Here is a 19,584-nt window from a genome sequence, read left to right on the forward strand (position 1 = left end):
AAAAGTCCTAAGTCGATCGATTTTTGTTCTGTTAATATCGATTAATGCTGGATCAAGTTAATAGTGTCTAAAGCGATCATTAGCTCTTCATTGGTTGGAATAACCCAAACATTCGTGGTGCAGGTTTGTGCTTTAATATTTAAGTTTTCACCGCGAGGGGCGCTCTCATTTAACTCTGAGTCTATACTGATATTGAACGCTTTCAAGCGGTTACAAACGGCTTGTCGAAGGTAGCTGGAGTTTTCTCCAATACCACCAGTAAAAACTATGTGGTCAATATTCTCTAAAGTTGTTGCTGCGCTGGCTAGGTATTTCGCTGTTCTTGCCGCAAACATCTCTAAGGCGAGTTTTGCTCTTTCATCGCCAGAAGTCATTGCTTCCTCAAGAGTCCGGCAATCGTTAGATAGCTCTGATATGCCCAGTAAGCCACTTTTTTTATTAAGAATGTCTAGCGCTGCTTGGGCGGAAATGTCCTCGGCCTGACTAATGAAAGAGAGTAGGCTTGGGTCTAAGCTACCAGACCGAGTGCCCATCATAAGACCTTCAAGTGGTGTAATGCCCATGCTAGTATCTGAAGATTCGCCCTGATTTATTGCGCAAATGCTGGCACCATTGCCTAGGTGTGCAACCAATACACCTTGCTGATGACTGCCTTTCGAAATAGTAGCCAATTGCTTGCTAATGTAGCGATAGCTCGTGCCATGAAAACCGTACTTACGGAAGTGATGATCTCGATAAAGCCCCATCGGAATAGGGTAAAGGTATTGCTCTGGTGTTAAGGTTTGATGAAATGCCGTATCAAACACCGCGACTTGAGGGAGTCCAGGGAAAAGCTCGGAGGCGATTTCAATGCCCTTCAGATGGGCTGGGTTGTGAAGCGGTGCGAATTTTGCGCATTCCTCGATACCATCGACCACCTTTTGGTTAATCAATACTGATTTGCTAAAGGTTTCCCCACCATGAACCACTCTATGCCCAACACCAATTAATGAATCATGGATATTCGGATGTGAATCTAACCATAGTTTTATTTGCGTAATTGCGTTTTTATGACTGCCGTCATCGAGAATAATTTGCTTCTTTTCACCATCACATTTAAATGTAATGCTACTTAAATTAGAACCCAATTTGTCAGCAATACCTTCAACGAGGATGTGTTGACCTGCATGGCTGAGAACCGCAAATTTTAACGATGAGCTGCCGCAGTTGATTACTAATATACCATCCTTCATCATTGCTCCTGAGATACGCGTAAAGAGAGATCTATTGCTTGAACATGTTTTGTTAAGGCTCCGATAGATACAAAATCTACGCCTGTTGCAGCAACGTCTAAAAGCCTACCTTGATCCATATTACCAGAAGCTTCGAATTTCACTTGACCTCTAAACTCTGCAACGGCTTGTTTCATGTCTTGATAAGAAAAGTTATCCAACATGATGATATCGGCGCCAGCATGAACGGCCATAGCAACCTCATCTAGGTTTTCAGTTTCGACTTCAATAGGTTTTCCAGGAGCAATTGTTTTTGCCATGGATACGGCGTTGCTAATCGAACCAGCAGCCATGATATGATTTTCTTTGATTAAGAAAGCATCATATAGGCCAATGCGATGGTTCTGTCCACCGCCTACTGTAACGGCATATTTTTGTGCTAACCGCATACCGGGAAGGGTTTTACGGGTATCAAGAATAGTGAGCTTGGTGCCTTCAACAATATTGGCATATTGTCCAGTAATGGTTGCAGTATAAGAAAGCGTTTGTAAGAAATTTAGCGCTGCTCTTTCCCCTGTTAAGATGCTACGTGCATGACCTTTAAGGGTTAGAAAAACCTGATTTACCGCTAATGTGTCACCTTCATTATTATGCCAAGTAATGGAAACGGTATTGCCTAATTGCTTAAACACTTCATTAACCCATGCTTGTCCACATAATATTGCAGGTTCGCGGCTAATGACTGTAGCAGTGATTTGTTGCTCATCAGGAATCAGTTGAGCGGTTATATCGCCTGAGCCGACATCCTCTGCTAATGCAAAGGCAACTTGTGATTGGATGTGCTCGGCTAGCAGAGCGTTTGGCTGTGTCATGTTCTACCCTAATTTTTGTCGCCAATAAAGGTCGTATTGTAGCTTTATATTTTATACTCGTCAGTGTTGATTATTTGGTATTGATTGATTTATTTAGCCATTTCTGAAAAAAGCTCCATTTATACCTCTTGGTGAGGCTTCTTTTTCAACTTAATTAGTCTGTTTTTTTAAGCTCTAAAATGAAGGTTCATTCATGTCATTCAATTTGTAGTAGAGATTTCAGTGTAGGCTGGTTTTGTCTATATGGGGTATGGATGTTTGCTTTCTCTGGTTGTTTTTTAAGCTGTTTCTATTGGTTTTTTTGAGATGCGCGACAGCTTTTTGTAGAAAATACATAAAATTAATTTTATTTATTGATGATGTGTTTTTTTAGGATGTTGGTGGGCGCTTCCACTATTTCAGCGGTATTTCGTGCTTTTGAACGCATGGTTTTAGCAAAAATGTGAGAATGGAAAAGCTTCAAAAGCCTTGTAAGCAAAGCAATCTTGCGATGGATGGCTAGGCGATTCTTTGATTAGGTGTTAATCTTACGCCCCTATGGAGAACTACATTCTATAAGTCTAAAGCGTATTTTCCGCAAATTTTTCGTAAATAAACGAATGATGTAGATACCTCTTCTTGGATGCAGAGGTTTTTTCTCAGATGGAATTTAGTAAATAAGTTTTAAGTTTTTCTGTGAGTTTGGTTAAAGCTAAACGTACATAAAAACTAATAATGGGTTTGATGAACCAAACCCTAACTGGAAGCGAGCCGACCAAGTCTCTTGGTGGTCGATACAATGATTGTTTAATTGAAAACAGCGTTGAAAACACAGATAAGCGATGCTTTAAAAGAAATAGGGTGTCGTTTTATCTTAAATTGGCTGGTTTTTGTATGGCTATTCATACAACTGCCGACGGTTCGTTTAAGTAGCCTCCAAGGCGTTAATACATAAGGTTCTTGGTAGGTTAACTATCTGTTCTAATAGCGGGAGTTATTAACACGATGACTGAGCAGCATATTCTCGAAGACATTGATCCAATTGAAACCAAAGAGTGGATCGATGCGCTTGAGTCTGTCCTTCGCGAAGAAGGTCCTGAACGCGCGCAATACATTCTAAATTGTTTGACGAATGAAGCTTCAAAAGCTGGTACGTCAATGCCATCCTCCATCACTACACCTTACCGGAACACAATCGCTCCTCAAAATGAGACGCCATTACCTGGTGATATATTTATGGAGCGTCGAATTCGTTCCATAATTCGTTGGAATGCATTGGCAATGGTGATGAAAGCCAACCGAGTAGATTCAACACTTGGTGGTCATATTACGAGCTTTTCTTCTGCCGCAACGCTTTATGATATTGGTTTTAACCACTTTTTTCGTGGTAATGACGGTAAGCAAGAAGCGGATATGGTCTTTTTTCAAGGACACATTTCCCCAGGTATTTACGCACGTTCATACATTGAAGGTCGTTTGACTGATGAACAGCTAGATAACTTCCGTCGAGAAGTCGATGGTAAAGGTATCTCTTCTTATCCTCATCCTTGGTTGATGCCTGATTACTGGCAGTTCCCAACGGTATCTATGGGGCTTGGTCCACTACAAGCTATTTATCAAGCTCATGTTATGAAGTACCAACATAGCCGTGGTCTTATTGATCAAGGTGATCGTAAGGTATGGGCTTTCTTAGGTGATGGTGAGTGTGATGAGCCAGAATCTTTAGGGGCAATTGCTTTAGCAGGGCGCGAACATCTAGATAACCTAATTTTCGTCATTAACTGTAACTTGCAGCGTCTTGATGGACCTGTTCGTGGTAACAGTAAAATTGTTCAAGAGTTAGAAGGCGTATTCCGTGGCGCTGGCTGGAACGTAGTTAAATGTCTATGGGGTCGTCATTGGGACCCTTTGTTTGAAAAAGATCACAAAGGTTTGCTTATTAAACGTATGAATGAAGTATGCGATGGCGAACTTCAGAATTACAAAGCAAATGGTGGTGCTTATACTCGTGAACATTTCTTTGGCAAATACCCTGAGTTATTAGAAATGGTTAAAGATATGACTGACGATGAGATTATGAATCTTAATCGTGGTGGTCATGATCCATACAAGGTGTATGCTGCTTATGCTGAAGCAACTTCTCACAAAGGTCAGCCGACCGTTATCTTGGCGCAAACCGTTAAAGGTTACGGCATGTTTAAAGCGGCTGAAGCGCAAAATACCGCGCACCAAACTAAGAAACTGGATGAGGAGTCTCTGGCTCTATTCCGTGACAAGTTTGGTATTCCAATCAGTGATGAAGAGCTAAAAGATTTACCTTATTACCGACCTGCAGAAGACAGCCCAGAAATGCAATATTTGCGCGCTCGTCGTAAAGAATTGCATGGTGATTTTCCGATACGTCGTCGTGATTGCGAAGCGCTTGAAGTTCCTTCTTTAGAAGCGTTTAAAGCTCAAATTGCAGGCACAAAAGGTCGTGAAATTTCGACAACAATGGCCTTTGTTCGTGCACTGAATGTCATGGTGAAAGACAAAAAAATTGGTAAGCATGTTGTGCCAATTCTTGCTGATGAAGCTCGTACTTTTGGTATGGAGGGTATGTTCCGTCAGTTGGGTATATACAGCAGTGAAGGTCAGCGCTATACACCGCATGATCACACTCAAGTTATGTATTACAAAGAATCCGCTGATGGTCAAATTTTACAAGAAGGTATCAACGAAGCTGGCGCATTCTCTTCATGGTTAGCGTTGGCTACTTCTTACAGTAACAGCAATCTACCTATGATTCCTGTTTACATCTATTATTCAATGTTTGGTTTCCAGCGTATCGGTGATTTAGCTTGGGCGGCGGGTGATTCTCAGGCTCGAGGCTTCTTGATTGGTGCTACTGCTGGTCGTACAACACTGAACGGTGAAGGGTTGCAGCATGAAGATGGGCATTCCCATATTCTTTCCGGAACGATTCCGAACTGTGTTTCTTATGATCCAACTTATTCATACGAAGTTGCTGTTATCGTTCAAGATGGCTTGCGCCGTATGTATAAAGAAAAAGAGAGTGTTTTCTATTACTTAACAGTAATGAATGAAAACTACGCCCATGAAGATATGCCAGAAGGTGTCGAAGAAGGCATCATCAAGGGGATGTACAAACTTCAAACTCATGAGAAAAAAGCGAATAAGAAACAAGTTCAATTACTTGGCTCTGGCGTAATACTCCGTGAAGTTGAAGCAGCAGCGAAAATACTCTTTGAAGACTACGGCGTTAACTCGGATGTATGGAGTGTGACTTCTTTCAATGAATTGCGCCGTGAAGGTTTAGATGCAAGTCGTTGGAGTATGTTACATCCAGAAGCAGATGCTCGTCCGTCTTATGTAGAAGAGTGTTTGGCTGGTAAGGGTCCTGTTATTGCGTCTACAGATCACATTAAACTGTTCGCAGATCAGATTCGCCCATTCATCAAGGGTACTTATAATGTACTTGGTACTGATGGTTTTGGACGTAGTGATACGCGTGCTCAGTTGCGCCACTTCTTTGAAATTAACCGTTACTGGGTTGTGGTATCTGCCTTGAATGCACTCGCGCAAGATGGTGTGATCGATGCATCTGTAGTTGGTGAGGCAATTGCCAAGTTTGGTCTGGATCCAGAAAAACCAAATCCAGTGACTTGCTAATTACATAACAAGCTAGGAATCTGGCTTGGGCATTTGTCTAAGCCAGATAGATTTTAAAGTTTGATGCGTCTATACGACAAAGGAGATTTCTGTGAGTACTGAAATCATTCGAGTACCGGATATTGGTGGTGCGACTGATGTCGAAGTTATCGAGATCAGTATTAAGGTTGGTGACATGGTAGAAGTTGACCAATCTATTATTGTGCTAGAAACAGATAAAGCTTCTATGGATGTTCCATCCTCTATGGCTGGTAAAGTAGTTAGTATTTCTATTAAAGAAGGCGATACGCTTTCTGAAGGCGATGAAATTCTTGTGCTTGAAGTTGAAGGTGCAACTTCTTCTGCTCCTGAAGCAGCGAAAGAAACACCTGTAGTATCTGCGCCTGTGCCTGCTGCTTCGTCAGCCTCTTCTAGCGAAGAAAAGGTGTCTGTGCCAGACATAGGTGGCGCGACGGATGTGGAAGTTATTGAAGTTTGTGTTGCCGAAGGTGATGTGGTCGCTGAAGGTGACTCTCTCATTGTATTGGAAACCGATAAAGCGTCGATGGACATTCCTTCGCCATTCTCAGGTAAGGTTGGCAGTATTTCCATTAAAGTTGGAGATACTGTTTCAGAAGGTGCTGACATTTTAATATTGGCTGCGGAGTCTACTGGTGCAGTAGCTCCTGTTGAGGCCGTTGCTTCTCCAGCGCCTGTGGCTCAAGTGGTTGCTGGTGGTGTTGAGGTTGTTAATGTCCCTGATATCGGCGGAGCGGAAGGTGTTGAGATAATTGAGGTTGCCGTTTCTGTTGGTGATAAAGTTGAAGAGGGTGATTCTATTATCGTTCTTGAAACAGATAAGGCCTCCATGGAAATTCCTGCTCCTAAAACGGGTACTGTTAAATCAATATCAGTTAAGGAAGGCGGCAAGGTCTCTGAAGGTGATTTGATTCTTGAACTTGACGTTGAAGCTTCTTCTGCCCCTGTAGCCGCTTCGGTTCCAGTAGAGCAAAAAGCTACTCCAGCCGTTCCTGTTAAAACCGCTGCCCCTGTGACTGAGCAATCATCTGCTGTTTTGTCTACGCCTTCTACTAAGGTACATGCTGGCCCAGCCGTCCGTATGTTAGCCCGAGAATTAGGTGTTGAACTGTCCCTTGTTCGTCCTACAGGTCCCCGCGGTCGGATTCTCAAAGAAGACCTGCATGCCTATGTGAAAGCCGCTGTTCAGAAAGCGGTTTCCGCTCCAGCGGCTGGTGTTGCCAGCGGTGCTGGTTTGCCTACTGTTCCTGATATGGACTTTAGTAAATTTGGTGACGTTGATCTTGTTAAGATGAGTAAGATCCAACGGCTGACAGCTCAAAACATGGTTCGCAACGCACTTGTTGTACCGCATGTTACGCAATTCGATAAGGCTGATATCACAGACTTAGAAGCATTCCGCAAAGGTTTGAAAGGGGAAATGGAGAAGCAAGGTGTCAAGTTGACTCCTCTGCCATTCCTGATTAAAGCGGTTGCACAAGCTATGGTTGCTAATCCAAGTTTTAATGTTTCGTTAATGGCCGATGGTGAAAGCTATGTTCAGAAACATTATGTGCATATTGGTATTGCTGTTGATTCACCGGTGGGTTTAGTGGTTCCAGTATTGCGTGATGCGGATAAAAAATCCGTTGTGCAAATTGCGAAAGAAGCGAATGAACTGATCAAGAAAGCGTTAGATAAGCAGCTAAAACCAGCAGATATGCAGGGTGGTTGTTTTACTATTTCTAGTTTGGGTGCGATTGGCGGTACAGGATTTACTCCTATCGTTAACTGTCCTGAAGTGGGGATTCTTGGTGTATCAAAAGCCGATATCGAGCCTCGCTGGAATGGTAAAGAGTTTGAGCCACGTACTATGTTGCCGTTGTGTTTGTCATATGATCACAGAGCCGTAAATGGTGGTGATGCTGGTCGCTTTATGACCTATTTAAACTCTATGTTAAGTGATTTACGTCGTTTAACGCTTTGATATTTTTACTCTAGAGTTACTAAAAGCCGCATTTAATATGCGGTTTTTTTTGTTTTTTAAAGTTGGAAGGGAACCTTGTTTCTAGTAGCTTGATGTATGTTGAATAAGGAAAAATAAAAAGAGAGGAAGCATTATGAAAGCAAGAATATTAGGCAAGACGGGGTATCAGGTGTCTGAAATTGGCCTGGGTTGCTGGCAGCTTGGTAATGATTTTGGCCCTGTTGAAGATCAAGAGGCGAGTGCGATTTTGCACACAGCGGTTGATCAAGGTATTAGTTTCTTTGATACCGCGGATGTTTATGGTGGAGGATTAAGTGAGCAGCGCATTGGTCAATGGCGGCAATCTTTAAGTCGGCAACCTATCATAGCCACTAAGGTTGGTAGGGATGCTGCCTTATACCCTGATGCTTATAACAAAGCGGCAATAAAAAAGAGCCTACAAGCATCCGCTAAAAGACTCGGTGTCGAGGTGATTGATCTGGCTCAATTGCATTGTGTACCAAGGGAAGTGTTGTTCGGTGGAGATATTTTTGCTTGGATGGAAGACCTTAAGCAAGAAGGCATAATCAAACATTTTGGTGCCAGTGTTGAAATGCTCGATGAAGCTATTTTTTGCTGTGCCCATCCACAGTTAGCTAGCTTGCAGATCTTATTTAATATTTTCCGACAAGATGCTGTTGACTCTCTCTTTCCTTTGGCGGAACAGAATGAAGTGGGAGTGATTGTACGCCTGCCTTTAGCGAGTGGATTGCTTTCCGGAAAAATGACGTTGGATCATGCTTTTGATAAAGGTGATCATCGTTCATACAATAAGGACGGAGTTGCGTTTCATGTCGGGGAAACGTTCAACGGTATTCCATATGAAAAAGGGGTTGCCTTGGTAGAGCAATTAAAAGCAAAATTACCAGAAGGACAAAATATACTGGATGTCTCTTTAAGGTGGATTCTTGATCATCCTCAAGTGTCTAGCATTATCGCTGGAGCAAGCCGTTCTTCTCAAGTAGTACGTAATGCCGCGGTGTCAGCGCTTCCGCCATTAGATGGCGAGTTACATAAATTGCTTAGTGAGTTTTATCGCCAGCAAGTGAGAAAAGAAATTCGCGGTGGTATTTAGACTTTTTTTATAAAAAGGCACGAAATGTATTCGTGCCTTTTGCTTTTTACTGTGGAAAAGAGTTTATTTTAGGATTTGTGCCGCATGTTCTTTGGTTTTTACCTTGCTGATAATCTCTTCGATAAGACCATTTTCATCAATAATAAAAGTGGTTCTGACTGTGCCCATGGATTCTCTGCCCATGAATTTTTTTAATTGCCAAGTGCCATACAGTTCGTGAACTTCTTTTTCTGTATCAGCAAGTAATGGGAAAGGTAGTTGGTATTTTGCAATGAAGTTTTGATGTTTTTTCTCAGTATCGGTACTTATTCCTAATACCACATAACCTTGTTCAAGCAGTGTGGTGTAGTTGTCTCTCAGGTCACAAGCCTGAGCGGTACAGCCCGGAGTGGAGTCTCTAGGGTAAAAATACAGAACAACTTTCTTACCCTTGTATTGCTCTAGCGTAATGATGTCACCATTTTGATCTTTCACGCTGAAATTTGGTGCTTTTTGTCCAATTTCGATTGTCATAAGTCTGTTCTCCGACTAGCTAAGCTGTGATAAAAATACGCGTAATATTATTAGCTTACCAAGAGAGAAAAGAAAAATCCCTCGGAATAACGCTTCTTGTTAATTTAGCAGGGCTTTAACACTCTGAATTATTGTTAAAGCCGTTTTTGGACGTTACTATAGGCACGCTTATAATTTAACGGAGACTCGAAATGATCACAGGTAGCCTAGTTGCTCTTATTACCCCCATGTTGGCAAATGGAGCAGTAGACACTAAGAAGTTAGATGATCTAATTGAGTTTCATATCAAAGAGGGGACTCATGGCATTGTTGCTGTGGGTACAACGGGGGAGTCTTCTACGTTAACGCCTGAAGAACATTCCAACGTGATCCACCAAGTGGTGCAGACGGTAGCAGGGCGGGTGCCTGTTATTGCGGGGACTGGGGCAAATGCAACCCATGAGGCAATTGACCTTACTCGTAGCGCCAAAGAGGCGGGAGCTGATGCCTGCCTATTGGTAACCCCATACTATAATAAGCCGACTCAAGAAGGCTTATACCAGCATTTCAAAGCCATTGCTGAAGCGGTCGATATTCCTCAGATTCTTTATAATGTGCCGGGTAGAACAGCATGTGACATGCAGAACGAAACGGTAGTGCGTTTGTCTAAGGTGAAAAATATTGTAGGCATTAAAGATGCTACTGGTAATCTAGAGCGTGGAGAGGCTTTGATCAAGTCTGTACCAACAGAGTTTGCTGTCTATTCTGGAGATGATCCAACGGCGATTGAGTTAATCTTGCAGGGAGGTAAAGGCAACATTTCAGTTACGGCTAATATTGCACCAAAAATCGTTGCTCAAGCCGCAGAGCTTGCTTTGGCGGGAGACTTTGAGCAGGCCCGTCGCCTTGATCAATCGATCGCTGCTCTACATGCAAATTTATTTTTAGAATCTAATCCCATTCCCGTTAAGTGGGCATGCAACCAAATGGGTTTGTGTGACGCTGGAATACGCTTACCATTAACGCCACTTGCTGAACCGCATCATTCAGCACTTAAACAAGCCATGATACAAGTAGGAATTTTATCTGTATGAATAAGTTAGCCTTACAGTTCACTAGTGCAAGTGTATTCGCATTTACTCTATCTGGTTGTAGTTTGTTTTTTACTGATCATGCCGATGATTATCAGAAGGCACAGGCTGAAACGACCATTATACAAGCGCCTCAGGGTTCTATGCCAATAGAAGACAGCTTAGTCATTCCAAATGAAGATGTTATTGATAACCTGAAAGAACAAAAAGCGTTTGAAGTGCCAAGAGCGCCTTTTGTTTTTTATCCTATGGTGCATGTGCCAGTTACAGAACAGAATAATGGCCTAGAGTTTATGGTTCCGGCTAATCAAAAATTAGCGAAACGCGTGGTTGTTGATTTCTTAACAGGACTACACGGTGCTGGCACACCTATCGCGTCACAAACAGAAACACAAATAACCAGTGTGCCTTTTGACTTTCACCCACAAGGTTGGTGGGCTTCTCTTTGGAGTAGCATTACCCGTGTTTACCCTGCGGAAACGGCTTTTTCTTTTACTTTCACTGAAGCTGGTGAAGCAACAAATATCTTGATTCAATTTCGTGATGAACAAGCTGGAGAAGAGCCTAGTGACTGGTTGAGTCCTGTTGAAAGTGATGATGCTTATTCTGTGGTTGCTCGTTTGTGGGGATCGATGGGGCGCCAATTAAATCAGGCGTCAGCTTACTTATCAAATCGTGGTGAAAAATCTTCCTTCCCTGTATGGATTAATAATCATGGCGTTTTTGCGATTCATCTTGGTGATCGCCTTTCTAAATCTGATTTTGAGGCCAAGTTAAATGGTGCCGGCATTTACTTGATGCCAAATACTGAAAATCTTCTTGCACCAGTACCGCCAGAAGACGTTGCCCGTGTGGGAGATGTTATTGATTTTAATATTCCTACTGGTAATGGACAAAAGACTAAGCTATTTAATGTTCGTCGCCGTAACCTTGATGATGTTAGCTGGGAAGAACGTGAATACAGCTATAAAATTGTTCGGCAAGAGGCGGGCGATTTTTTGGTGATTGATGTTTCTTCAGTGGATTTCCCTGAAGCGATCTCATTCCATTTAGCGCAGCGATTTGTGAACTAAATACAATTAACCCCTTATAAAAGAAGACCGGAGATTCTCCAATGGAAAAACGACAAGAGCTATATGCAGGTAAAGCAAAATCTGTGTTTCGTACAGATGACCCTGACAAAATGGTTCTAGTATTTCGTGATGATACATCTGCGTTTGATGGTAAAAGAATTGAACAGCTAGATCGTAAAGGCATGGTTAACAATAAGTTCAATGCTTTCATTATGACAAAACTACAAGAGGCCGGTATCCCTACACATTTTGAAAAGCTATTGAGTGATACTGAATCGCTAGTGAAATGCCTAGACATGATGCCTGTTGAATGTGTCGTTCGAAATGTGGCTGCTGGTAGTTTATGCCGTCGTTTAGGTGTTGAAGAGGGCTTAGATCTGAATCCACCGACTTTTGAATTGTTTTTAAAGAACGATGCCTTAGGTGATCCTATGATCAATGAGTCCCATGTGGAAACATTTGGTTGGGCCAATACTGATGATCTCGCGAAAGCAAAAGAGCTTACCTATAAGGTCAATGATGTATTAAAAGCGATTTTTGCTGAAGGCGGTATGATTCTGGTTGATTACAAACTGGAATTTGGCCTATATAAAGGTGAAGTTTTATTGGGGGATGAGTTTTCTCCTGACGGTTGTCGTTTATGGGATGCGAACACCAAAGAAAAACTAGATAAAGATCGCTTCCGCCAAGGTTTAGGTGGTGTTATTGAAGCTTATGAGGATGTGGGTCGTCGCATAGGTATGGATTTCGACGCATAAGCTGTTTGGCTATATCGTCTGTAATGAAGGGGCGTCTGCTCCTTCATTTTTACTATGCAAGGATACACTTTGATTAATTTCCTTCCTGTTGTTATTGGCTTACGTTATGCGCGAGCGAAGCGTTCCAATCATTTCATTTCCTTTATTAGTTTTTCTTCTATTGCTGGGTTGGCCTTAGGGGTTGCTGTGTTGATTACCGTTTTGTCGGTAATGAATGGCTTTGACCGCGAGCTACGGGAACGTATTTTAGGCATGGTACCCCATGCGACCCTTTGGGGAGCTCCAGCTTTACCGAATTGGCGTGAGACAGCTGAATTAGTAGAGAAAATGCCTAATGTAGTAGGCGTTGCTCCCCATACCCAAGCGCAAGTGATGTTTCAAGCTGGGGCGAGTGTGCATGGTGCTATTTTGAATGGTATTAACCCAGAAATGGAGAAAAAGGTTTCTATCATTGATCAGCATATGGCTTCTGGCTCACTTGAGGCATTAAATGAGACTCGCTTTGGTATTGTATTGGGGGCTCAGCTGGCAAAAATGCTGAAGGTGAAGGTTGGTGATAAGGTAACGGCGATTTTGCCTAAAGCCAATGTTTCTATTGTAGGTGTATCCCCAGTATTAAAACGCTTTACTTTAGTGGGAACTTTTGAGGTTGGGGCTGAATTAGACAGCAGTCTCGCTTATATCAATATCAAGGATGCCGCAAAACTTAAACGCTATGGTGTCGATGAGGTAGAGGCATTACGTATTTCTTTTGATGACTTGTTTCTGGCACCTACGCGTATCTGGGATATTGCTCGCGCTGTACCTGGTCAAAACCGTGTCAGTGATTGGACAAGAACTCATGGCAACTTGTTTCAGGCCATAAAGATGGAAAAAACCATGATAGGTCTGTTGCTGTTGCTGATTGTTGCGGTAGCGGCTTTTAACATTGTTTCTACCTTGGTAATGGTCGTAACGGATAAGCGTAATGATATCGCTATTTTAAGAACCATGGGGCTCACGTCAGGGCAGGTTATGTGGGTGTTCATTGTTCAGGGGATGTTTATTGGCATGTTGGGTACCTTGATCGGAGTGATATCAGGAGTGGCCCTTGCGCTTAATGTTAGTGAAATCATTGCCGGTGTGCAGAATTTATTGGGTATTCAGTTTTTGAATGCGGATGTTTATTTTATTAACTATTTACCTTCTCAGCTTGAGTGGTCAGATGTTGAAATGATCGTGATTTCTGCCTTTATTATGACGGTAACTGCAACCATTTACCCTGCTTGGCAGGCCTCTAAGGTCGAGCCTGCGGAGGCGTTGCGCTATGAGTAACATTGTATTGGAATGTAGTGCGCTTTCTAAGCAGTACCAAGACGGCAAGCAAACTGTGGATGTCTTTCATTCTATTGATTTGACCCTGAATAAAGGTGAGACCTGTGCCATTGTCGGTGCGTCAGGCTCGGGTAAAACGACCTTGCTTAATTTGTTAGCGGGATTGGATCTTGCCACTAAAGGTGATGTGAAGCTGGCGAACGTTTCTTGGTCTAGCATGAAAGACGCTAAGCGCGCGAAAATGCGTAACAAGGAAATGGGCTTTGTTTATCAGTTCCATCATTTGCTTGCTGAGTTTTCTGCCTTGGAAAATGTCATGATGCCCATGTGGATCGCAGGTATGAATAAAAAAGAGGCTCGCCAGCGTAGTGAGCAACTGCTCGGGCAGGTGGGTTTAGCTGACCGCTTGAATCATAAACCCTCACAGCTTTCTGGTGGTGAGCGTCAGCGGGTTGCTATTGCTAGAGCTTTGGCGAATCGGCCTGCTTGTGTGTTGATGGATGAGCCCACAGGGAACCTAGATGAAAGTACTTCACTCGATATTCAGAAATTAATTAATGAGTTGAAAGTAACCTATGATATGGCCTTTTTGATTGTTACCCATGATGAGAAAATGTTGAGTTGGATGGATTCTGCATACCGCCTTTCGCAGGGTGCTTTAGTGGGGTTAAAGGAATCAGCTTCATAGAGTAAGGTATTGATGAGTAAAAAGCCGCTATAGATGGTTAATCTATAGCGGCTTTTTTACGCTTGATTACGTGATTTGCGTTCTTTCCAGCGTTTGATAACGTGTAAGCGCCATAAGATGATAATTAATGCGTAGGAAACCGCACCGACAACTAACCCAGAAACGATAGAGCCAGTATAGAGGGGAAGCCAAATATGCTCCATCTTATCCCAGATCCATTCTACTGATAATTGAAAATCCTTTTTGTCACTGGATCCAAGGATTAAGGTTCCTATCTTGTAGTTAAAGTAAAAAACAAAAGGCATAGTAATAGGATTGGTTATCCATACTAAGGCCAAAGATAGTGGGATGTTTGCTCGTAAAGGAATTGCCAATAAAGCGGCAGCAAGCATTTGAAGTGGTAGAGGAATAAATGCCCAAAACAAGCCGTTAAAGAAAGCTCTAGCAACAGACTTTCTATTTAGATGCCATAGATTGGCTTCATATATTTGTGAGCCAAGAATACGTAAAGCTTTATTTTTTTTAAGCTTCTCTGGGTCGGGGATAAATCTTTTAAAGTAATGCTTTGGCATAGGCTGGTAAAATAATGTAGCAGCTTAAGACATGGAGGTCTTATGTTACTCAGTAGTTTGTCCATTTTGATGGGCGCCGTATTGGTGCCGAGCGAATATTTGTGGCTGTATTCTACTCATATCATTCTGGTGTGTCTCTACCTAATAGTCTCAAAGCGTTTAATTGTTTTAATTTTGACAGTCTTTTCCCTTCTTTCAGTATATTGCAATGAGTTTCATCAAGAGGCATTTTCATTGCCCTTGATAGTAGGGCAAAGGGTAAGTTTTAATCCCGAGTCCCGAATAATGACGCTTGCTCCCAGATCAGCGCCTTTAGCGGGAGGGGGGGGAGCTTGGGAAGAAATCAATAAAGAACAACAGATCACCATTCACTTCTTTAATTCGCTGGGGGATAGGGAGGTCATCCGTGATGTTAGCCTAAGTGTTTCCGAATTGGGCGCTGCAAGCTCCATGATAGGAGAAATTACTCAAATTACCTTGCCTGATAAAAATGGTCTTTGGTGGCAAAGGCAATTGTATATTGAAAGGCAGGTCGTCCAGCTTGGCCTTAAGTTTTTTGACCCTGCTGCAATCACTAGGCAACAACACTCTATCGCAGCGTTGGCAATAAGAGAGCGGTTTGTCCGTATCCTAGATGATTATTTTGATTCTTTTGCTTCTTGGCGTTTTTCAAAAGCCTTGTTACTTGGTAGCAATGATCTTTGGAGTGAGCGCGATGTCTGGATGGTCCGAACTCTTGGTTTAGCACACCTCTTTGTTGTCTCAGGTCTGCATGTTGGTTTTGTTTTTGTCTTGGGTTGTTTGCTGAGTCGCTTCTTGTGGCGAATGATGCCTAAATCTTTGCTTCTTGCCGGATTAGCAAGGTGGCATATGGATGCCATTGTTGTTATTCCTATCTTGCTCTTGTATTGCTATATAACCAACTGGGGAGAGCCTGTTGTAAGGGCGAGCATAATGCTCACTACTTATTTATTGGCTAGAGTGTGCTCAATGAAAGTGTCTGCTTATGCGGTGATTACCTTTGCGCTTTGGTTGGTGCTGCTTGTTGATCCGCGAGCTATTTTGGACGCTGGTTTATGGTTGTCTTTCAGTATGGTGTATTTGCTCATTGGTTTTTTTCAGACATCGATTCACTGGACGCGGTTGTTTGCCGTGCAGTTAATGTTGAGCACGGCTTCCATGGTGCTAGTACTTGGCTGGCAGGAAGCCATCTCTAGTGCGTCTATCTTAGTGAATTTATTGCTTGTCCCTATTACTGGGTTTATTTGGTTTCCATGGGGTGTTCTTGCCTGCGTAGAGGGGCTAATCACGGGAACGACTTATGGTTATGCTGTTTTAGATGTTTTATTAAATTGTTTGCTGTCGCTTGTTGAGTTTCTTGCTTTTACTGCCCCCTTATTTTTTTTCGAACAGTTTGATTCCTCCATCCCTAGGCTAATTATGCTTATCTTATTAATTTATTGGGTTTTCCAAACACCTTTGAGACGAGGAGTCTTTGCTGTATGTGGAATTTGGTTGGCTTTGTTTTCTGTAACTCCTTTGAGTTTTAATTCCCCGGATCTGATGTTAGAAAACCAACGGGGTGAGTTGGTGCTAAAGGGCGAACAGGGTATTCTCTTATCTGCTCAATGGGCTGGAAAAGAGCGAGGCAAGCTGAGTCTTGATGCTTATATAAAGAGTCACTCTAACGAAACCTTGTCGCTTTCTGCAGAAAAAGGGGGAGATTGGTCACCTAGAGAACTACTGCAACATCACGTTGACTGGTTATTTTTGCAAGGTACCGCTGCGAGTAAAACAGTGACACGATTAAATGCTTTACAGGTAAATTGGTTGATATTGTCGCCAGACGAGTGGTTAGCATTTTATTTTCGCGATGACCGGATTTTGTTACGCCATTCAGGCTGTATTTTTTCATTTTTTCTCTTTAAATCTGACACTTGCAAGCATGTAGAAAAGTTAGAGAATATGCTAAATTAGGCGAAACTTTAATTGGAGAGCGAAGTGCTAACTTTTATTCAGACTGGTGGTTTTTTTATGTGGCCGTTATTGGCCTGTTCGATTCTGGCTCTGGCTATCATTATTGAGCGCTTCTGGACACTTCGTAAAGCGAGAATTGCCCCAAAAGGTTTGCTAGCTGATGTCATGAAACGATTGCGTGATGATCGAATGACCTTGGAATATATTCGCTCCTTACAAGCGAACGTAGGTTTGTCCTCTATTTTTGCCGCCGGTTTATTGAACTCTAAACACGGTCGAGAAGCAATGAAAGAGAGCTCTCAGGAAGCGGCGAGTCATGTCATTCATGAGCTAGAACGCTTTATGAATACTCTAGGTACCATTGCCGCTATTTCTCCTCTGCTCGGCTTGTTAGGCACGGTTGTTGGTATGATTAAGGTGTTTGCTGTGCTGATGGAAAGTGGCGCAGGCAATACTTCATTATTGGCAGGCGGTATCTCCGAAGCCTTGTTAACCACGGCAGCAGGACTTGGGGTAGCGATTCCTGCGTTGATTTTTCACCGTTTCTTTAGTCGGAAAATAGATGAACTTGTTGTTTCTATGGAGCAGAAGTCGACTAAATTAGTGGATGCTCTGCATGAAAAGGATGCTAAATCAGGAGCGCATAAGTGAAATTCCGCCGTCAAAAAATAGATGACGTACAGGTGAATCTAACCCCCTTGATTGACGTGGTTTTTCTGTTGTTGATCTTTTTCATGGTGAGTACCACCTTTAATCAAAGTACTGAACTTACCATAGACCTTCCAACAGCCACCTCAGATGCACCTGCCTCGGACAGAGACGAGAATGTTGAACTTGTCATTACTGCCGACGGTCGTTATGTAATTAACGGGCAAACCTTAATTAATGAAAAGGTGGATACCTTGGTACAGGGGTTGAAGGAAGTGACCGAAGGGCGTTCTGATCGACCACTTATTATTACGGCGGATGCAAAATCATCTTATGAAATGGTGCTGAAAGTCTACGATGCGGCGGCACGACTAGGTATTACCAAATTGGCTCACACCGCTCAACGGGAACCTAAGCAGTGAGTTTAGAGGCTTGGTTCATCCGCTCTTGGTATGGTGAGCGTGGCTGGACCAATATTTTCAAACCTATTCAGCCTTTGGTTAAACACCTAGTTGATAAAAAGCGCATGGCCTTTCTTACTCACCCTGAAAACTCTTATCAGGCCCCTGTGCCTGTCATTGTGGTTGGCAATATCAGTGTCGGAGGAACAGGCAAGTCTCCTATGGTCGTGGCTTTGTGCGAGTTATTAAAAGAGCAGGGTTATCGGCCAGGAATTGTGTCTAGAGGGCATGGGGCAAAAATCACTAGCCCAACCCACGTATATATAGATAGCTTGGCTAGTGAGGTGGGGGATGAACCTGTCATGCTAGCAAGGCGAGCCGCTTGTCCTATGGTGGTGTTTCCTAATAGGGCAAAAGCCGTTCAACACCTTTTGGCAACAACTGACGTGAATGTGGTATTAAGTGATGATGGCATGCAGCATTATCGTTTAAACAGAGACATTGAAATTGCCATGTTGGATGCTGAGCGTGGTATAGGAAATGGTCAGCTTTTACCAGTGGGCCCACTTAGGGAACCTGTTGAAAGGTTGTCGGAAGTGGATTTTGTTGTGAGCATCGCTGCGAAAATGACGAAGCCTTTATCTCAACTAACACTTTCTGTTGAGCTTGCTCACCTCATAGCTGAACATTTAGTGTCACTTGATGGCAGTAAGATGAAACACTGCGATCAAGCTTTCTCGAACGATGATCCATGGCATGTTATCGCGGCGATTGGAAACCCTCAGCGTTTCTTAAATACGCTGAAGGGGCTGGGCTTAAAGCACATAGCGAGTCAGCATTGGTTTGCCGATCATCATGCTTTTAGCGTATCTGATATTCCAGACAGTGGGCCTGTGGTGATGACAGAGAAGGACTCGGTGAAATGCCAGTTTTTAGACATTATGAATTCAAACCTTTGGTATTTGCCCGTATCCTTGGTATTACCAGAACCTTTTAAACAGGCTTTTGTAGCAAAACTCAAGCAGATTGAAGTGGAAGATAAACACCATGAATAAAGCATTATTAGACATCCTAGTTTGCCCAGTAAGCAAAGCTGCATTAACGCTTAGCAAAGATGGCACTGAATTGATTAGTAAAATGGGGGGGATGGCGTACCCAATTCGGGACGGCATTCCTGTTCTGCTAGAAACAGAAGCCCGTACTTTAACCACGGATGAGCGTCTAGATTCTGGCTCAGCAAAATGAAGCCCATTAAGGTGCTTACAGTTTGCTTAGGCAATATTTGTCGCTCGCCAGCCGCACAGGGAATATTAGAAAAAGCACTTTTAAGTGAGCGAGCTCATTTCGAGGTGGATTCTGCGGGAACCGCTGCTTATCATGTGGGTAATCCACCTGATCCTCGTTCTATTGCCGCATTAGCAAAAGAGGGTATTGATATTCGCAAGCAAGAGGCCAGACAAGTTAGCTCTGCTGATTTTGACCAGTTTGACTGGATTCTGGCAATGGACAGAGAAAACCTAAGGCATCTAAAAAAGTTGCAACCATCAGATAGTAAAGCGAAGCTTGTTATGTTTGGTGAGTTCGCTGGCGATGTGTCTTACGGTGAAATTGCCGACCCTTATTATGGCGGCGATGAAGGTTTTATTTTGATGAGAGAGCATCTTACTCAAATAGCACGGGCATTTGTAAAACACCTTGATGCAAGGCCTGAAATAAACAAGGAAAGGCTAAACTAGCC

18 protein-coding genes are annotated in these 19,584 nt (G+C 42.9%); 14 read left to right on the forward strand and 4 right to left on the reverse strand.

Features of this window, described 5'->3' with window-relative positions; translation table 11 throughout:
- Window positions 1-41: 41 nt before the first annotated feature.
- Both I8J31_RS10635 and nadC read right to left on the reverse strand, forming a co-directional pair.
- On the reverse strand, window positions 42-1,232 hold the full coding sequence (locus I8J31_RS10635) for an acetate/propionate family kinase (RefSeq protein WP_199468540.1): 1,191 nt from the start codon (window positions 1,230-1,232) through the stop codon (window positions 42-44).
- The gene (gene nadC, locus I8J31_RS10640) at window positions 1,232-2,083 is read right to left on the reverse strand and encodes a carboxylating nicotinate-nucleotide diphosphorylase (protein WP_199468541.1); all 852 of its coding nucleotides are present in this window, start codon (window positions 2,081-2,083) and stop codon (window positions 1,232-1,234) included. Before nadC ends, I8J31_RS10635 begins: the two co-directional genes overlap by 1 nt.
- Before the next feature lie 984 nt (window positions 2,084-3,067).
- Here nadC and aceE point away from each other — a divergent pair.
- The 3 genes from aceE to I8J31_RS10655 all read left to right on the forward strand — a co-directional run bounded on the left by aceE (window position 3,068) and on the right by I8J31_RS10655 (window position 8,832).
- Entirely contained in the window at window positions 3,068-5,734 is a 2,667-nt protein-coding gene (gene aceE / locus I8J31_RS10645; protein ID WP_199468542.1) for a pyruvate dehydrogenase (acetyl-transferring), homodimeric type, read from the forward strand.
- Window positions 5,735-5,825: 91 nt separating this feature from the next.
- Window positions 5,826-7,718 (forward strand): dihydrolipoyllysine-residue acetyltransferase, encoded by a 1,893-nt coding sequence (gene aceF, locus I8J31_RS10650; RefSeq protein WP_199468543.1) that lies wholly within the window; start codon window positions 5,826-5,828, stop codon window positions 7,716-7,718.
- Window positions 7,719-7,851: 133 nt separating this feature from the next.
- Window positions 7,852-8,832, forward strand: a complete 981-nt coding sequence (locus I8J31_RS10655; RefSeq protein ID WP_199468544.1) for an aldo/keto reductase — start codon at window positions 7,852-7,854, stop codon at window positions 8,830-8,832.
- A gap of 63 nt (window positions 8,833-8,895) precedes the next feature.
- Here I8J31_RS10655 and bcp read toward each other — a convergent pair whose 3' ends face one another.
- On the reverse strand, window positions 8,896-9,345 hold the full coding sequence (bcp, locus tag I8J31_RS10660) for a thioredoxin-dependent thiol peroxidase (RefSeq protein WP_199468545.1): 450 nt from the start codon (window positions 9,343-9,345) through the stop codon (window positions 8,896-8,898).
- Between the two features lie 191 nt (window positions 9,346-9,536).
- On the opposite strand from bcp, the gene dapA reads away from it, so the two are divergent.
- The 5 genes from dapA to I8J31_RS10685 all read left to right on the forward strand — a co-directional run bounded on the left by dapA (window position 9,537) and on the right by I8J31_RS10685 (window position 14,248).
- Window positions 9,537-10,418: a 4-hydroxy-tetrahydrodipicolinate synthase gene (gene dapA / locus I8J31_RS10665; protein WP_199468546.1), complete on the forward strand. Its 882-nt coding sequence runs from the start codon at window positions 9,537-9,539 to the stop codon at window positions 10,416-10,418.
- Window positions 10,415-11,488, forward strand: a complete 1,074-nt coding sequence (locus I8J31_RS10670) for a hypothetical protein (RefSeq protein ID WP_199468547.1) — start codon at window positions 10,415-10,417, stop codon at window positions 11,486-11,488. Before dapA ends, I8J31_RS10670 begins: the two co-directional genes overlap by 4 nt.
- Window positions 11,489-11,529: 41 nt before the next feature.
- Window positions 11,530-12,246, forward strand: a complete 717-nt coding sequence (gene purC / locus I8J31_RS10675; RefSeq protein WP_199468548.1) for a phosphoribosylaminoimidazolesuccinocarboxamide synthase — start codon at window positions 11,530-11,532, stop codon at window positions 12,244-12,246.
- A gap of 69 nt (window positions 12,247-12,315) precedes the next feature.
- On the forward strand, window positions 12,316-13,560 hold the full coding sequence (locus I8J31_RS10680) for a lipoprotein-releasing ABC transporter permease subunit (protein ID WP_199468549.1): 1,245 nt from the start codon (window positions 12,316-12,318) through the stop codon (window positions 13,558-13,560).
- A complete protein-coding gene (locus I8J31_RS10685; protein WP_199468550.1) occupies window positions 13,553-14,248 on the forward strand; it encodes an ABC transporter ATP-binding protein in 696 nt (231 codons plus the stop codon). Before I8J31_RS10680 ends, I8J31_RS10685 begins: the two co-directional genes overlap by 8 nt.
- A 56-nt stretch (window positions 14,249-14,304) precedes the next feature.
- Here the strand turns inward: I8J31_RS10685 and I8J31_RS10690 are convergent, their stop codons facing one another.
- On the reverse strand, window positions 14,305-14,820 hold the full coding sequence (locus tag I8J31_RS10690; RefSeq protein WP_199468551.1) for a DUF2062 domain-containing protein: 516 nt from the start codon (window positions 14,818-14,820) through the stop codon (window positions 14,305-14,307).
- 42 nt (window positions 14,821-14,862) lie between these two features.
- Here I8J31_RS10690 and I8J31_RS10695 point away from each other — a divergent pair, with 42 nt between their 5' ends.
- From I8J31_RS10695 to I8J31_RS10720, 6 genes are read left to right on the forward strand one after another with little or no spacing between them, the layout of a single operon-like run.
- Window positions 14,863-16,797, forward strand: a complete 1,935-nt coding sequence (locus I8J31_RS10695; protein ID WP_199468552.1) for a ComEC/Rec2 family competence protein — start codon at window positions 14,863-14,865, stop codon at window positions 16,795-16,797.
- 24 nt (window positions 16,798-16,821) lie between these two features.
- Window positions 16,822-17,448, forward strand: a complete 627-nt coding sequence (locus I8J31_RS10700) for a MotA/TolQ/ExbB proton channel family protein (RefSeq protein ID WP_199468553.1) — start codon at window positions 16,822-16,824, stop codon at window positions 17,446-17,448.
- Window positions 17,445-17,867: an ExbD/TolR family protein gene (locus tag I8J31_RS10705; RefSeq protein ID WP_199468554.1), complete on the forward strand. Its 423-nt coding sequence runs from the start codon at window positions 17,445-17,447 to the stop codon at window positions 17,865-17,867. The genes I8J31_RS10700 and I8J31_RS10705 overlap by 4 nt, the downstream gene beginning before the upstream one ends.
- A complete protein-coding gene (lpxK, locus tag I8J31_RS10710) occupies window positions 17,864-18,901 on the forward strand; it encodes a tetraacyldisaccharide 4'-kinase (RefSeq protein ID WP_199468555.1) in 1,038 nt (345 codons plus the stop codon). Before I8J31_RS10705 ends, lpxK begins: the two co-directional genes overlap by 4 nt.
- Window positions 18,894-19,091, forward strand: coding sequence for a Trm112 family protein (locus tag I8J31_RS10715; RefSeq protein WP_199468556.1), 198 nt, complete (start codon window positions 18,894-18,896; stop codon window positions 19,089-19,091). The genes lpxK and I8J31_RS10715 overlap by 8 nt, the downstream gene beginning before the upstream one ends.
- Window positions 19,088-19,582, forward strand: a complete 495-nt coding sequence (locus tag I8J31_RS10720; protein WP_199468557.1) for a low molecular weight protein-tyrosine-phosphatase — start codon at window positions 19,088-19,090, stop codon at window positions 19,580-19,582. The genes I8J31_RS10715 and I8J31_RS10720 overlap by 4 nt, the downstream gene beginning before the upstream one ends.
- Window positions 19,583-19,584: the final 2 nt, after the last annotated feature.

The organism is Marinomonas transparens, from assembly GCF_016463975.1.
In the GTDB taxonomy this organism is placed as follows: Bacteria; Pseudomonadota; Gammaproteobacteria; order Pseudomonadales; family Marinomonadaceae; genus Marinomonas; species Marinomonas transparens.

What these genes read in the sequence shown, in the direction of transcription:
- I8J31_RS10635 (WP_199468540.1), bottom strand. Translation starts at nt 1,232, where the DNA reads ATGAAGGATGGTATATTAGTAATCAACTGCGGCAGCTCATCGTTAAAA.
- nadC (WP_199468541.1), bottom strand. Translation starts at nt 2,083, where the DNA reads ATGACACAGCCAAACGCTCTGCTAGCCGAGCACATCCAATCACAAGTT.
- aceE (WP_199468542.1), top strand. Translation starts at nt 3,068, where the DNA reads ATGACTGAGCAGCATATTCTCGAAGACATTGATCCAATTGAAACCAAA.
- I8J31_RS10655 (WP_199468544.1), top strand. Translation starts at nt 7,852, where the DNA reads ATGAAAGCAAGAATATTAGGCAAGACGGGGTATCAGGTGTCTGAAATT.
- bcp (WP_199468545.1), bottom strand. Translation starts at nt 9,345, where the DNA reads ATGACAATCGAAATTGGACAAAAAGCACCAAATTTCAGCGTGAAAGAT.
- dapA (WP_199468546.1), top strand. Translation starts at nt 9,537, where the DNA reads ATGATCACAGGTAGCCTAGTTGCTCTTATTACCCCCATGTTGGCAAAT.
- I8J31_RS10670 (WP_199468547.1), top strand. Translation starts at nt 10,415, where the DNA reads ATGAATAAGTTAGCCTTACAGTTCACTAGTGCAAGTGTATTCGCATTT.
- purC (WP_199468548.1), top strand. Translation starts at nt 11,530, where the DNA reads ATGGAAAAACGACAAGAGCTATATGCAGGTAAAGCAAAATCTGTGTTT.
- I8J31_RS10685 (WP_199468550.1), top strand. Translation starts at nt 13,553, where the DNA reads ATGAGTAACATTGTATTGGAATGTAGTGCGCTTTCTAAGCAGTACCAA.
- I8J31_RS10690 (WP_199468551.1), bottom strand. Translation starts at nt 14,820, where the DNA reads ATGCCAAAGCATTACTTTAAAAGATTTATCCCCGACCCAGAGAAGCTT.
- I8J31_RS10695 (WP_199468552.1), top strand. Translation starts at nt 14,863, where the DNA reads ATGTTACTCAGTAGTTTGTCCATTTTGATGGGCGCCGTATTGGTGCCG.
- I8J31_RS10715 (WP_199468556.1), top strand. Translation starts at nt 18,894, where the DNA reads ATGAATAAAGCATTATTAGACATCCTAGTTTGCCCAGTAAGCAAAGCT.
- I8J31_RS10720 (WP_199468557.1), top strand. Translation starts at nt 19,088, where the DNA reads ATGAAGCCCATTAAGGTGCTTACAGTTTGCTTAGGCAATATTTGTCGC.